The 15,100-nt window shown below is 48.4% G+C and carries 13 protein-coding genes; 1 reads left to right on the forward strand and 12 read right to left on the reverse strand.

Going from position 1 to position 15,100, the window contains the following annotated elements:
* Positions 1-16: 16 nt before the first annotated feature.
* The 12 genes from AC5JLB_RS00440 to AC5JLB_RS00495 all read right to left on the reverse strand — a co-directional run bounded on the left by AC5JLB_RS00440 (position 17) and on the right by AC5JLB_RS00495 (position 14,250).
* A complete protein-coding gene (locus tag AC5JLB_RS00440) occupies positions 17-364 on the reverse strand; it encodes an NIPSNAP family protein (RefSeq protein WP_495871885.1) in 348 nt (115 codons plus the stop codon).
* Between the two features lie 85 nt (positions 365-449).
* On the reverse strand, positions 450-1,160 hold the full coding sequence (locus AC5JLB_RS00445) for an SDR family NAD(P)-dependent oxidoreductase (RefSeq protein ID WP_495871886.1): 711 nt from the start codon (positions 1,158-1,160) through the stop codon (positions 450-452).
* Between the two features lie 39 nt (positions 1,161-1,199).
* Positions 1,200-2,066, reverse strand: coding sequence for an oxidoreductase (locus tag AC5JLB_RS00450; RefSeq protein ID WP_495871887.1), 867 nt, complete (start codon positions 2,064-2,066; stop codon positions 1,200-1,202).
* A gap of 337 nt (positions 2,067-2,403) precedes the next feature.
* The gene (locus AC5JLB_RS00455; protein WP_495871888.1) at positions 2,404-2,919 is read right to left on the reverse strand and encodes a DUF2721 domain-containing protein; all 516 of its coding nucleotides are present in this window, start codon (positions 2,917-2,919) and stop codon (positions 2,404-2,406) included.
* Positions 2,920-2,984: 65 nt separating this feature from the next.
* Positions 2,985-3,398 (reverse strand): cupin domain-containing protein, encoded by a 414-nt coding sequence (locus AC5JLB_RS00460; RefSeq protein WP_495871889.1) that lies wholly within the window; start codon positions 3,396-3,398, stop codon positions 2,985-2,987.
* Positions 3,399-3,634: 236 nt separating this feature from the next.
* The gene (locus tag AC5JLB_RS00465) at positions 3,635-4,384 is read right to left on the reverse strand and encodes an SDR family oxidoreductase (protein ID WP_495871890.1); all 750 of its coding nucleotides are present in this window, start codon (positions 4,382-4,384) and stop codon (positions 3,635-3,637) included.
* Positions 4,385-4,401: 17 nt separating this feature from the next.
* Positions 4,402-4,986, reverse strand: a complete 585-nt coding sequence (locus AC5JLB_RS00470) for an NADPH-dependent FMN reductase (RefSeq protein WP_495871891.1) — start codon at positions 4,984-4,986, stop codon at positions 4,402-4,404.
* A gap of 124 nt (positions 4,987-5,110) precedes the next feature.
* The gene (locus tag AC5JLB_RS00475) at positions 5,111-6,049 is read right to left on the reverse strand and encodes an NAD-dependent epimerase/dehydratase family protein (RefSeq protein ID WP_495871892.1); all 939 of its coding nucleotides are present in this window, start codon (positions 6,047-6,049) and stop codon (positions 5,111-5,113) included.
* Between the two features lie 138 nt (positions 6,050-6,187).
* A complete protein-coding gene (locus AC5JLB_RS00480; RefSeq protein WP_495871893.1) occupies positions 6,188-6,655 on the reverse strand; it encodes a VOC family protein in 468 nt (155 codons plus the stop codon).
* A 199-nt stretch (positions 6,656-6,854) separates the two neighbouring features.
* A complete protein-coding gene (locus tag AC5JLB_RS00485; protein WP_495871894.1) occupies positions 6,855-7,412 on the reverse strand; it encodes a DsbA family protein in 558 nt (185 codons plus the stop codon).
* Positions 7,413-7,618: 206 nt separating this feature from the next.
* A complete protein-coding gene (locus AC5JLB_RS00490) occupies positions 7,619-8,248 on the reverse strand; it encodes a response regulator (RefSeq protein WP_495871895.1) in 630 nt (209 codons plus the stop codon).
* A gap of 8 nt (positions 8,249-8,256) precedes the next feature.
* Entirely contained in the window at positions 8,257-14,250 is a 5,994-nt protein-coding gene (locus AC5JLB_RS00495) for an AAA family ATPase (RefSeq protein ID WP_495871896.1), read from the reverse strand.
* 244 nt (positions 14,251-14,494) lie between these two features.
* Here AC5JLB_RS00495 and AC5JLB_RS00500 point away from each other — a divergent pair, with 244 nt between their 5' ends.
* The gene (locus AC5JLB_RS00500) at positions 14,495-15,058 is read left to right on the forward strand and encodes an IS5 family transposase (protein ID WP_495871897.1); all 564 of its coding nucleotides are present in this window, start codon (positions 14,495-14,497) and stop codon (positions 15,056-15,058) included.
* Positions 15,059-15,100 lie beyond the last annotated feature (42 nt).

A 15,100-nucleotide genomic window follows, 5' to 3' on the forward strand; every position in this document is an offset into this window, starting at 1 on the left:
GTCACGCCTCCACCGCTCATTTCACTGAGGAGAAGGCGGTCGGTGCCAGCAACTCACTGCTGATGTTTTGCACAAGTTGACCGTCCTTCTCGGTTGCGGACTTGATTGCGACCCATTCGGGGTCGGTGAGGAATGCACTCCACCGCTCCTGGCGCTCAGCCATGCTGTCCCAGGCAAGCAGGTAGGTGAGCCTACTCTCGCTCGCGCCAATTAGCGTTGTCCAGAATCCTGCCTGGCGGATGCCATGCTTTTCCCAAATTCCCAACGTGTGGTTCTGGAAGCGCGACAGCAGCGCGGGTAGTCGTCCGGGCATGGCGTGATAAATGCGTAGTTCGTAGATCATGCCTTTTTCGAGTTGGGTCATGGTATGTGTTCCTGGGTCAGCAGGTTGGACGATCGAGCAATCTTATTTGGGAGCGTCATTGACGCTCCCTGGGTGCAAGGCGGTGTCAGTGTCCCGCACTCTGTCCACCATCAACGTGAAGGATTTCGCCCGTCACAAAGTTGGCTGATTCGAGGTAGAGGATCGCATCGACGGCATCAGAGATCTCGCCTATATGACCGATCGGGTGCAGGGCATCGAGCTGCGCATGGGTTTCGACAGGATGCATTGGCGACTTGATGGTACCCAGTGCAACCGTGTTCACCCGGATACCGCGCTTGGCATACTCGATCGCGAGGGATTTGGTCGCGGCATTCAGTCCGCCCTTTGTCAGCGACGCGAGCACAGAGGGTACGCCAGCGATCGGGTTGTCAACCAGGCTCGTCGAGATCTGCACGACATGACCGCTGCCCTGCTTCTCCATCTCGGCGATCGCGAGTTGCGTCATGTGAAAGAAGCCAGCGATATTGGTGTCCAAGTACGCCTCGTAATCAGCCTCGGTGTATTGGGTAAATGGCTTGGCGATGAAGATGCCAGCGTTGTTAATGAGCGTGTCGATGCGCCCGAAGTGGGACACACCTTTGGAGATCACAAGCTCAGCGGTTTTTCGATCAGCAATGTCGCCCGGCACCGCTAGGACCTGATCATCGTCCGACGGCTCGATCGAGCGCGAGGTTGCAACGACCCGATAGTTGCGATCGCGGTACGCCTTGACAAGAGCCGCGCCGATGCCCTGCGATGCGCCGGTAATAATGGCAACCTTCTGTTCAGTGCCCATAGTAGAACTCCCTTGGAAATAATGTGTGGATGTTGCAGGTCAGGCTTTGGTCGAAGCCGCTACGCGGTGATCATGGTCGGTACTGGTCGCGACTGGCAACCATGCTTCGATTTCCTGTACGATCTTCGCGACGTTGCTCCGGCACAGGTCGACCGCATCCTTTCCAACAGGCAAATGCAGCGGTGGATGTTCTGTATCGGCAAGTTGGATCATCACCTGAGCAAACTTTTTCGGATCACCGGGTTGGTTCCCGTGTAGCGCATCGGCTCCGCTCCGCATCCGTCCTACCGTTTCCTGGTAGTCAGCAATCATGGCTTTAGCGGCAACATAGGATTCCATACTCAGGAAGTCAGTTGTAAAAAGACCGGGAGCTACTGCTGTGACGTGGATGCCGAGCGGTGCTAGTTCGACCGCTAGCCCTTTCGAGAGACCTTCGATCGCAAACTTACTGGACCCATACAATCCCCAGCCTGGAACCGCATCGTAGCCAAACAAGGACGAGATATTGATCACCCGCCCAAACTTTTGCTGGCGCAGGTAGGGCAATACGGCACGCGTCACGTTGAGTAGGCCAAACACGTTGGTGTCATACAGTTTACGAACTTCAGCATCCGAGGCTTCTTCGATCGCCGTAACCATGCCAAACCCGGCATTATTGACTAAGACGTCAACCTGACCGAAACGGGCAATGCCTTGGTTGACAGCCGCTTGTACCTGGTCTTCCTGGGTGACATCCATCTGCACCACGTACAAATCCGGGTGGTTGTTTAGGGTAGCAGCGAGTTGTGCGGGCTGGCTGCGAACCGTCGCTACTACTTGGTCGCCTGCTGCCAGGGCTGCTCTGGTAATTTCTAACCCAAAGCCTCTGGATGCTCCCGTAATGAACCATACTTTCTGCGTTTTCATGGTGTGTCCTCTTTAGGTGTTGTGTAGTGTGTTGGCTTTAGGTCGGTGAGCTTGCTGCCCATCTCGGTTAATTTCATTCTTCAGCGATGCGAAGCAGTTCCCCCTGCGGGGTAATCGCCCAATCCAAACTACTCAAGTTCTTTGAGTTAGAACGCGACTTAATCATTCGGATTGGAGAAAGCAACAGGACGTGAAGTCGTTAGACCTGATATGCTTCAGATGAGCTACCTGATGAAGTAATTCTGGATTGTCCTACTCACGAACATCACGTTGAGTGAAATTGGCAACGGTGATGTTGTTATCATCCCGATTCACTGAAATTGTCAGAACTAAATATTCAATTTCCTACCAGTTTGGTGTGTTGGTGGCGGCACAGGCGACAAGTACGATGCACCTCTAATTGAATGGAATAGTGAGATGTGCGAAGCTCGTAGGCAATCAGAACCATTCCCCCAAATAAAACGGCAACTCCACTAAGAAAGACTATCAGTGCCATCTGTGCTAACCAACTGATATTAGTGGCAACTGCTATGGCAATGACCAGCATATCCACCATAAAGACTAGGATGGAAGTATAAGTAAGAACAAGGGCATCATGCACAAAATGATGGTGCCTCAGCAGATCCCTCAGCAGGCATTCAAGTTCTTGTACCCTCTGAGCTTTGTTCCGATTGTGAGCCAGATCGGACTCCTGCAAGTCGCTCAGTCCCTGGCTAACGGTGCGTAGGCGATCGCCGAGAGAACCGTACCGGATAATCAAGCCATTTACCACGATGGCACAAGTCGTGATCGTGACGACAGGCGCAATGATTAGGTTAATTGTCTTTGTCACTTCCTCAATTGACGACATCATGCCACGCTCCCTTAGATAAGGCGTTATACCGCCCCCAGTCGTAAAAATTCTTGCAATTTTGCGTCTCACTCTTTGTCGTTTATGACCAGGTTCTGTTCACTGGTATCGACGACAAGCACTGCTAGCAGGCGTGCGGGTTCAGTATCACTGGCATTGGCGCTGACACGATGATGGTCGCCAGGTAGTTCAGTGAAGTTCTCACCAGCGTGATACACCTGCTCTGGATTATCATTGACCTTACTCCGAATTGCACCCTCTAGAACTGTTGCATAGATGAAAGCTGAGGCGGCATGGGTGTGAGCGAGCGATGAGACACCTGGCGCATATTCAACCATCTGGACTTTCATGCTCTTGCCGGGCACATTGGGAAGGGCACGATCGAAGACCAACGTTACCTTTTCACCCAACAAATCGGCTGAAGCTGCAAATACGGGGGGAGTTACGAATATGCAGAGTGCCATGAATAAGGAGAGAGTCACAAATGCAACTCTATGGAAAAATCTAGTTAACACTTCTGTTCTCCTTGCGTGAATGCAAACGCAAACACGAATTGGTGAATATAAATCCGTCTGACGTACTCTTATCTGAATCAAGCCGAGCGCGGCTTAGACCTGTATAGGTTGAGTTGAGCGTTGCAAAACTCAGCAGTTGTGGGATGTTGGGCTTTGTATTCCCAATTCAACCGATGTCAGCATTGAATTCTCATTGCTGATCTTTAAGCAATCGAGCGGTTGAGCCAGTCCTCAAAGTGTGTCGAACCGATGCGCGAGTTGCCCTGCGGAACGAGCTGATCGTTCAACGCTGCACCAAAGTAACGGGCGTGACTGTCTACAACCACCTGACGTGAGTCGTGAGTTGCATTCAGGAATTGGCAGATAATTTCCTCAAAATGGAACCGATCTGGACCCGCTAAATCGATAGTGCCGTTGACTGGCACTCCTAGTGTGATATCGACCAGCGCGTCAACAACGTCCTCCGACAGGATGGGCTGGATAAAGGCAGGGGGCAAGTGAACTGTTTGTTCATCGCTGGGGAATTGAGCGATGATCGTCTCGATGAACTCAAAGAACTGCGTAGCGCGGACGATCGTATAGGGGATTGCTGCGGACTGGATCAACTTTTCCTGAGCAACTTTCGCACGCATATAGCCGCTATCCGGGATGCGATCGGCACCCACGATCGATACTACAACGTGATGAGCCACACCCGCGTCTGCCTCCGCTGCCAGCAGGTTCCGGGATGACTTCTCGAAGAACTCTAACACCGCCGCATCCTCAAAGGAAGGTGAATTCGTCACATCAACAACAACTTGAGTACCCGCTAACGCCTCAGTCAGTCCCTCACCTGTAACAGCGTTGACACCTGAAGAAGGAGACGCCGCGATCGCTTCATGTCCGCGATCCTGTAGCTTGCTCACAAGCTTCTTACCAATTAGCCCACTGCCACCAATGACAACAATTTTCATGACAACACCTCTGATAATTAGATAGGGGGATTGTGTTTGGCAGTCACCGTTGCAAGTTTGCTACCAAGTTGCAGGATACTTGTCTGTTGAGCTTCATCCTTCAAATTGCCATTCTCATCAAACGCTTGATACGCGTTGCTAATTGCCTGCTGAGCTGGCAACACCAAAACCCCAATGTTGCCAAGAATGGAACGAACATGAACTAATCCTCGTAAGCCTCCCAACGTTCCAGGGGACGCACTCATTAACACCGCAACCTTGTCTGCGAAACACTCCAATGGAGGTTCGCCTGGTTCAGAACGTGATGCCCAATCGATTGCATTTTTTAGCAGTGGGGTGATCGAACTGTTGTACTCTGGGCAGGCAATGAGGAATCCCTGATGCGCTTTCATTAGGGCCTTGAGCTTAAGGGCATTCTCTGGCAGTCCCTCAGCCTCCTCCAAATCCCCATCATAGAGCGGTAAAGGCAAATCGCGGAAATCCAGGTAGGTCACTTCCGCACCTGCGGCTTTTGCTCCCTCAACGGCAATTTTCACCAGTTTTTTGTTGATGGAATCGTGGCGAGCGCTCCCGGCAAAAGCGAGAATTTTGGCAGCGATCATGAATTTCTCCTACTTTTCGAGTTTTCACATGATGAGTCTATGGTTGTTGGGTTTTGAGCCATCCAGCTAAAACCGTTGAGAGGAATTCATATTGCCTTCTCTGAGGGCTGAATTGTTCAACGGGTTAACTAGCATGAGTTACAGCAGTCTCAACCACCCATTCCAATAATCGCGGCTGAAAATTCAGTTTGCGTTTTGCCTTGGCATTCGATGCGCCTCGCATCTGAGTCTGGTAGTAAACACTGTCCGCACCACCCTCCATTTTGAGAGCATCCTCAACCGATACCGGTGGCGGGGGTGGAGCATTCAGCGATCGAGCAAACGCAGGCAGCCAGTCGCGCACTGCTAAAGGCTGATCATCCACAATCAGATAAACACCAGGATTGCCCTGCTCTGCTGCTGCAACAGTGGCGATCGCTGCATCCTCAATGTGTAACCACGACCATACACCATCACCATTTCCCACAATTGGAAACTGTTGCTGCCGCACCTGTTGCGCTACATCACCATCCGGGTTGAACCAGGTGCCGGGTCCATAGAAGAAACCATAGCGTAAGGCAATTCCTTCGAGATTGGATTCCAATAAACGACGTTCAATCTCAGTGACGAGGCGAGCATCGGCGGCAACAGCGGGGGAAGCATCAAGCGATAACGGTGTTGCCTCATCTGCCAATCCAGCACCGGGAATTCCCCAGAAGGCGACCGACTGTCTCAGGTAACGGCGCACTCCTGCTGCCTGTGCAGCTGCCAGCACATTGGCTCCCCCTTCTAACCGAATGCGCGTATTCAGAGGACCTGCCGCACTCATTGATTCCCGACTATAAGTCTTGGGTAGAGCGGTGAGTTGTTCAATCACCACCTCCGGTTGAGCGTGGGCGATCGCTGCTTTAACTGAATCTGGGTCGAATACATCTGCGATCGCTGGTTCGATTCCCTGTGCCGCTAATGACTGTGCTCTTTCTTGCGAGCGGGTCAGCGCGACAACGTTGTGTCCTTTGGCAAGTAATTGGTTGAGTACTGGGCGACCGATCGCCCCTGTTGCTCCGGCAACAAAAATCTTCATCTGTAAATCCTCCAAAACTTATTGGCTAGTACAGCATTACAAGGGGGTAGCTCCTCCACTCTTTTACTTCTCCACCTATTTCCTTGTCATCATCTCTGTCGTGAACTTCGCTTGTGTCCTTAAGCGATCGATGTCCTGTTACCGTCCGGGCTTCCGCACTTTTATCTCCTGAAGCACCCAACCATTGCCATCTGGATCATTAAACGAGGCATAGGAGCCATAGTCGCGACGTTCTGGATCGGGACCCGATACCCGTCCTTCGGTTCCAGCGTGGGGGAAGATCCCGCCGACGTCGTGAAACACTTCACTCACCTCGCCACCCCGATCGACGAGTTCGGCGCGGGCTGCCTCGATGTCATAAACGATCAGGTACAGACCCTGAACTGAACCTGGCGTAGCTGACGAAATTCCTTTACCAAAGATGATGGAGCACTCTGAGCCAGGAGGAGTCAATTGCACCACCCGGAAGTTCTCATCGGTGACAAAATCGGCATCCAGTCGCCACCCCAACGTTTTATAGAAGTCCTTGGAACGATCAACATCGGAGACGGGCAATACCACAACTTCGAGTTTCATGGTTTGACTGGTTACTTGATTGCTACTCATCTTGATCTCCTTTGAGTTAGTAAATTTGATATTCAGATTGGTTACTTGTCATTCTTCTGCGATGCGAAGCAGTTCCCCTGCGGTGTAATCGCTCAATTTAGATCACTCAAGTTCTTTAAGTTAAAACGCAACTTAATCATTACCAACAGTGATGTAAAGCATTGAAAATCTCCGTTTGTGTGAATCAGTTTTCGGCGTTTTAATTACGTGTAGCAATAACAGCTTTCATCAAATGCTCAATGCTCCAGAAATTGCGATAGCGAATTCTATTTATAAACAAAGCTGGTGCGGCTTCTACTCCACTTTGTTGTCCACTTTTAATGTCTGTATTAATACGATTCACATAGGCTCCTTTGGATAATCCTTGTAAAAATAGAGGAATATTGAGTCTTAAACGATTGGCGTACTCCACTAAATAGGCATTTTCCAACGCTTGCTGATGGGTCAACAGCATCTCATGCATTTGCCAAAACTGACCTTGAACTGCCGCCGCTTCCGCTGCTTCTGCTGCCCGTTGAGCATGAGGATAAATTTGTACTTGGGGAAAATGGCGGAAGATAAAACACACATCATTTTCCTCAAAAGAAGGGCTTAACTGTTGTTGAGCAGCTTTAATCAACCGATAGGCGTTTGCGCTCTGAAAACATTCATAATCACCATACATAACGAGTACAACAGCGGCACTTAACATACCTTGAGTGTGATCCCGAATTGAAGGTGGGACAAATAAGGAATGATACTCGCGCTCATCAACCATTTTCCGGACCGTGTAGAGCAAACTTAAACTCTGCAACTAAATTGCTGTTAGCGTTTGCATGAATTCAATATAGGTAATTGGTTCCTACAAGTCGTCCACTGAAAGTCCATAATTTTGCACAATATAAGGATGGATGAAGTAATCCATCAAAAGCAGTAGTTTTTCTCCGACTAAAGTCCGAATCTAATTCTGAACCGAAGTCAAATCTATAAACTAACAAGCCCACGTTTAACAGCAACAATGACGGCTTGCGTGCGATCGCTAACTCCAAGCTTGCTCAAAATGTGAGTCACGTGTGATTTAACAGTGCTTTCACCAATATTTAGAGCAGTTCCAATGTCTTGATTACTCAATCCCCGCGCCATTAAACGGAGCACTTCTAGCTCTCGTTCACTGAGTACTGGGTTGTTCGTCCGTTCTACCAGTTTTCTTGCCACGGTCGGAGAAACATACTGCTGACCACTATGAACGATGCGGATTACATTCAAAAGTTCATCTGGTTTTGCATCTTTAAGCAGATAGCCCTGAGCACCTGCTCGCAATCCTCGATAAATATCTTCATCGCCATCATAGGTTGTTAGCACAATAATTCGCGCTGACTTAAATTCAGCACAAATCGCAGTAATGGCTTCAACCCCTCCCATTTTCGGCATTCGTAAATCCATGAGGGTGATATCAGGCTGGTGCTCACGATACAGGTCGATCGCCTGTTGCCCGTTCTCCGCTTGAGCAACCACTGTCATTTCTGGATTGTAGTTAATGATGTTTGCCAATCCTTCTGTAACAAGGGAGTGATCATCAACAATCAGAACCCGAATTTTAGTGGATTGACTCATGGTGATTTTCACTCCCGGTTGACAATAACAATAATTTCTGTTCCTTGCCCAGGTTGGCTTTGAATCGCTAGGTGTGCATCAATTCGTTCCGCTCGCTCGCTCATTCCCAACAAACCAAAGCCACCAAGGGACGAAATGCTCCCAACCTCAAAGCCCTGTCCATTATCTTTAATACGCAGAAGACATTGAGCATCGTCATACACTAGCTCAACCAGAATTTTACTAGCATTGGCGTATTTGATGGCGTTTGTTAAAGCTTCCTGTCCAATCCGTAGCAAGTGATTTTCCACTTCAGTTGGAAGAGAGTAAACTATACCCTTGCTTTCGTAGATCAAAGTGGTGTTAGTCGTTGACCGCATTTGAGTTGCGAGGTGATGCAGCGCACTCTGTAAAGTACTCTCTTCTAGCAGTTGGGGACGAAGTGCTATCACTGAACGACGAGCTTCAGCAAGTCCGGTTCGAGCTAATTCATCAATCCTTTCCAGCCTTTCCAGATATATCTGAGCAGATCCCGAATCATCTACCAGCATTTGTGTTGCAGATCCGACATGGAGCAAAATGCCTGTAAAAGACTGCGCTAATGTATCGTGAATTTCTCTTGCCATGCGGTTGCGTTCTTCCAGAATTGAGGCTTGTTCGGCGCGTCTACGATCGCTAATGTCTGTGATGAGACTGTAGAATCCTCTCACTTGAGCATTGGCATCAAAATCAGGGATCAAGATGGCGCTGATGTACCGTTTACCAATCGGAAAAGGGATCTCTGCTTCCAGGGATACAGTTTGTCCTTCAAACACCTGATTAATGTACGGCTCAATCCGTTGGTAGATCGTCTCACCTAGAAGTTGACGAACAGGGTTGCCCAAAATTTCATCACGGCTACGGTTGAACCAGACCTCATAGGTACGGTTGATAAATTGATAGCATCGATCGACATTTACATAGCCGACTAGAGCCGGTAGGGCGTTGGTGATTAACCGTAGTTCCCGTTCCCGATGGCGCAGTGCGGCTTCGCTATGCTGCAAAGCCTCTGTTCGTTCTGCAACCTCTTGCTCTAAGATGCGGTTGTAATTAGCTAATAGCTGCTCGACTTGTTTACGCTCAGTGATGTCTTGAAAGGCTGCTAGCGCGTAAGCCACATTGCCCTGTTCATCAAAGACTGGCGTACCCCATACCTCAACTGGAACTGTTGCATTGTTTTGGTGAATTTCCATGTTGTCTACGGTGGTGCGTTCGCCATTCAAGGCTCGGATAATTGGCAGTCTCTCAGTCGGATAGATTTGATCCGTTCCCATCACATAGATTTGATAAACCTCTGCGATTTGATCGGGTGGCATGGAAGGATCAATCCCTTTACCCATCAGTTGAATGCCTCGCTGATTAGCGTAACAGGGACGACCTGCTGCATCGATGATGCCAATTCCTACTGGAATCGCTTCTAGAAATTGAGCCATCTGACTTTCGCTGGCGCGGAGCTTTGAGTAAAGTTTGGCATTTTCGATCGCAATTGCTGCCTGAGTAGATAGTAGATTTAGAAGTTGCGATCGCTCCGGTGTAAATACCCCCGTTGCCAACTGATTCTCTAAATACAACACAGCAACAAGCTTGCTTTGATTCAGTAGTGGCAAACACAAGACCGATTGAGTTTGATGGTGTCGAATATAGGGATCATTGATAAAATTACCTTCGCGAATTGCATCATTTAAGATGATTGGCTCATAAGTCCGAATGACATATTGAACAATGGATTCAGGTAAACGATTCGCCATCGGAGTCGATTGCAGCACTTGTGTAGCACAAACGTTTTCCCCATCACGAAGTTCGCAAGCTGCCTCAATCGTCCACTTACCTGCATTTTCTAAAAGCAGACATCCAGTTTGTGCCCCAGCAGTTTCAATTAGGATCTGCATTAAAGAATGAAGTAACTGCTCTAGCTCAATCTCACTTGAAATTGCTTGAGATGCTTTCATTACCGCTGCTAAATCGAAAGCAACCTGTGAGGTGTTGGAAGTCGTTCCAGCCGTGGTGCGAACTGGTGTGGGAGCCACATTCGATGACTGAGGAAAAAACTGTGGATAGCGAGTCTCTAAATCTTTGACTTTTGCGGTTGCTCCCCACCGCTTATAGCAGTAATGGGCTTCCTTCATATAGAGCTGAGCAAACCTTTCTCGACCACGAGCCAAGTAATGTTTGGCAGCTAACTCGTATCCTAATGCTTCTTCTTGAAGATACTCGTTTTCTTTAGCACCTTCAATGGCTTGTTCGTAAAACTCCTCTGCCTCAAACAACTGACCCAAAACTCGCGCTTTCTCTGCCTCAACTAACTGAAATTTATGCAAAAAATTCATGGGGGCGTGGTGTGCCCATTTCTGCATCTTCTCCTGGTTGGCATTAACGCGGTTTAACCAAGCTGCTTTTTCAGAGTTTGAAGCATCCGCAAACAAGCTCAAAAATATGAGGGAGTCATAGAAATGAAATGGAGGTACAGAGACTAATGCTGTAGCTGCGCTTAAATATTGTTCTGACAAAATAGCCGTTTTTGCAGCTTGCTCATAATCTCCGAACAGGTAGCATAAAATCAGCTTATTTAAGTAAAAGTAGTGAAGGCTAGTTCCATCCCTGACCGCGATCGCCTGTGATAGTGCTTGCTCTTCGTCGTAGAGACAACCCACTAAGCGACTGGGATTTTCAGATTGACCTCGCAGGTTCAGGATCGTTTGTTGCAACATTGCCAGCCAAGTGGCAGGAGTCTCTCGTCTAATTTGACTGGCAGCTTTACGATAAACTGCTGTTTGTTGTTCCAGTTCTGTCAGTTCTTGTCCTGCAAAAAAGGGGCAATAACAGAGGCTGAATGCACAATAACCCGCAAATTCAAACTCTCCACTTTCTATCCCGCTTTGATAAGCATCCGCCAAAGCAGGGAACGTCTCTTTAAGGTGGGCTTTCCAGTGAATGATATGGAAATTCACCATCAGCAATGCTTTGCAGTTACCTCTCTTGTTATTTAATCTTTTCGCTAAATTTAAGGATAGTTTGCCAAATCGATAGCCCAGTTCAAGGTCTTGTACAACTCCACAGAGCATCATGCCATAGGCAGCATAACCGAGCAGCGACCAGATAGCGTTTCCATGAGCAATCGATAAATTCACCATCTTGCAAACAATCAGCACCATCAGAGGGGGTGACACATTAAAAGCCGCTCCCACTGTGCTGACTAAAATGTAGATTGCTGCCAGTGGCACAGGTTCAGTCATCTCTGGCAGATCAATCAAATCTTCGATTTCCCGCCCAGCCAATCGTGAAGCGGTTTCCTCTAATCCTGCTTGAACATCTAACTGACTTGGAGCTTCTACTAAACTAATTCCCAAGAGTTGCAGCACTTCTAAACCAGTTTTAAGGGCTTCTTTAGGGTTTCCCCGCGCCAGCCATGCTTGAATTCTGCTATCGTAAGCTTTCACTTTATCGAGCACCGTCTTCGCACGGTTGAGCACTTCTTCTACAAGCCGCTCCATTTCGTCAAAGTGACCACTGAGGTATGCTGCCTCTGTTGCCTCTGAATGTAACGCCAAAGTCAGGTCATACTCACGCTGCCAACTCTCTACATCAAGGAGTTTAAGCCCTGCATCGAAATACTGGAAAGCTGCTTCATAAGCCGTCGCTGCTAGCGCTTTCTGACCTGCTTGCAAATTCAGTTTGGCACTCTCATTCCGTCCGGATTGCTCAGTGATTAACTCGATTCCATAATTCAGATGGTCAACAATTTCAAACAACCGCTCTGCTCGCTGCTCTGGCAAAGTCTTTTCGAGTAAATTGCGACCGATTTGCAGATGTACCCCTTGTTTCTGCGACTCATCAATGAGAGCATAGGCAGCTTGCTGGACGCGATCGTGCAAGAACTTATACTCTTGAACTAACAAGTTCTCGTCTAACTCAGAGAGGGGTTGAATGAGTCCAGCTTGGATGGCTGCTAACAAATCCTGAAAAACTGTTTTAGGCGATTGCTTAAAGACGGTTCTTTCAGAGTTGCGCTCTGCGCTAATCGCTAACGTCTCCAAATCAAATTCAGCTCCGATGCAAGCGGCTAATTGAAGAAGCTGCTGAGTGTTTTCTGGCAGTTTTTTCAACTTGAGAAGCAGCAACTCCACTACATTGTCGGTGATATTCTGAGCCTCAATTTGAGCAGTGTTCCACTGCCAGCTTAAATGTTCCGTATTAAAGCTCAGCAAATTTTCACTGTATAACAATTGCAAAAATTCACCCACAAAGAAGGGATTGCCCCCGGTTTTACGTAACACTAATTCAGCCAGGATACGAACAGTATTAGTATCCTGATGCAACGTCTCGGCAATTAGCTGAGCCAACGGTTCTAAGATTAAGGGTGCCAGGACAATCTCCTCAACTACAGCTTCTTGTTGCCGCAGTCTCTCCAGCGCTAGTGCAAATGGATGCGTTGGACTCACTTCATTATTTCGATAGGCTCCAATTAGAAACAGCGATTGGGTTTGCTCATCGAGCAACATTAGCTCGATTAACTGAATGGTGGCGGAGTCAATCCACTGCAAATCATCCAGGAAGATGACAAGTGGATGATCTTCAGCACAAAACACCCGAATAAACTGCTGAAAAGATCGATTAAAGCGATTTTGCGCTTCCGTTGCTCCAACTTCCGAGACGGGGGGCAGCTTGCCAGTAATTAACTCAACTTCAGGGATGACATCAATGATGAGTTGCCCGTTACTTCCTAAAGCATCTAAAAGGCGCGATCGCCACTGTTGCACTTGCTGATCCGGTTCACCCAGCAGTTGCTGCACCAGTTTTCGTAAGGCATCTACAATTGCACTGTAGGGGATGTTGCGCTGCAACTGATCAAACTTACCTGAGGTAAAATACCCGCGCCTTGCTGTAATCGGTTTGTAAAGTTCTTGTACTAACGCTGATTTGCCCACGCCAGCATAGCCGGAGACTAACATCATTTCACAAGATGTCGGTACACCAAGATACGAGGATGCGGGGATATGGTCTCTCTCCGCATCTCCCCCTGCTACTCTCTCAAACGCGTCTAATAATTCTGAAATCTCCTCCTCCCGACCATACAGTTTTTGTGGAATCTGAAATTGATCCCAAACATCTTGCAGACCTAGTTGAAAGGAATTAATTTGACCCCTTGTTTCTAGTTGATAAGCACAATCCTCTAAATCCGCTTTGATGCCCCAAGCACTTTGGTAGCGATTCTCGGCATTCTTCGCCATCAGTTTCAAGATAATGTCTGAAACTGGCTTGGGAATCTTAGGATCCAATTCACACGGGGATATGGGGGGTTTGGCAAGATGACAGTGGACGAGTTCAAGAACATCCGTTGTCGGAAACGGCACTTGCCCGGTGAGCAATTCATAGAACGTTACTCCGAGCGAGTAAAAATCGCTACGGTAATCGATCGATCGATTCATTCGCCCGGTCTGCTCTGGAGAGAGATAAGCGAGGGTGCCTTCTAATACATGGGGACTTTTGAACGTAGGATTGGTGCGACTGAAGCGAGTTGCAATCCCAAAGTCGATGATTTTAACAACGCCCGTATTTGGATTGAGGACGATGTTGCCAGGATTAATATCTTTGTGAATGATGTTAGCAGCATGGATTCTGCCCAAAATTTTGCTGAGATGAATGGCAAGAGGAAGAAAAGTAGATACAGGCATGGGGCAGAAAGCCTCTGGGCGCTGCTGCATCCAATACTCTAGGGACTCTCCCCCCAAATCTTCTAGAAGAATGACGAGCGTGCGCTGATAGTCCTGTTGGCTGTATGCTCTGATTACGCCTTCTACATCCAAGGACCGGGTAATGGCATATTCCTGCCTGTAGCGCGTTAATTCCTGGGGAGAAGGGTAGTCTTGTTTGAGCAGTTTGATGACGATCGCTTGACCATCTGCCTCTCTAATCCCCCGATATACTAAAGACGCTGAGCTTTCATAGATTTTGTGTTTGATAGCGACTCCAGGTAGGGCATTCATTTGAAGTCTCTCCCGATAATGTCATGCTCGTATCCTGCAATCCACTGCATTCATTCTGCAGTAGCAATCGCCTGGTATATTTTCTCAACATATACAATCCTCTTATCTGGTTCCCAAGTCAAATAAAGCAAGCGTCAAAACCTTAAGAGGATGTTTAGGAAGTAGCTTGTGATACTCGTAATTCAAGAAACCTCCTGGAGTTTAGGCTGAAAGATAATCAAACCTCAACAGCCCCCAAGCAGCAATGACTTTAGCGTATCCGACCGAACTCAGGGTTGAACAGTACGAATTGTTCCAATCACTGCTCCTTCCTGCTGCTAAAGCTGGCAGACCTCGGAGTGTGAATCTGATGTTGGTGGTGCAAGCGATTCTGTATGTCCTCGTCAGTGGCGGCGCTTGGCGACTGTTGCCGCACGAGTACCCGCCCTATTCCACGGTCTACTACTACTTTCGCCAATGGCGCACCGATGGCAGTTGGAAACGGATTCATGACCAGTTAGTGCAATGGGTTAGAGTGGGCGAAGACCGTCTTCCCAGTCCGAGTGCAGCGAGTCTCGATTCGCAAACGGTGGCGAGTGCTGTGATGGTGCATCAGGACGTGGACTACGATGCTGGCAAAAAGACCAAAGGACGCAAACGCTTTACCTTAGTCGATACGCTCGGATTGCTGATTGCCGTCAAGGTCGTGGCGGCGAATACTCAGAGCGGCAAGGTGCAAAGCAATTGCTCTCTCAGGTTGAGCAAGAGCGTCCCCGCTTGCCTCGCTTGCTGCGAATCTGGGTCGATGGTGGCTTTGGTAATGCTATAGATCTGTTGTTTTTGGCTGGTGAATCTGTTGGAATGGAGGAGT

It is taken from the genome of Myxacorys chilensis, from assembly GCF_059505265.1.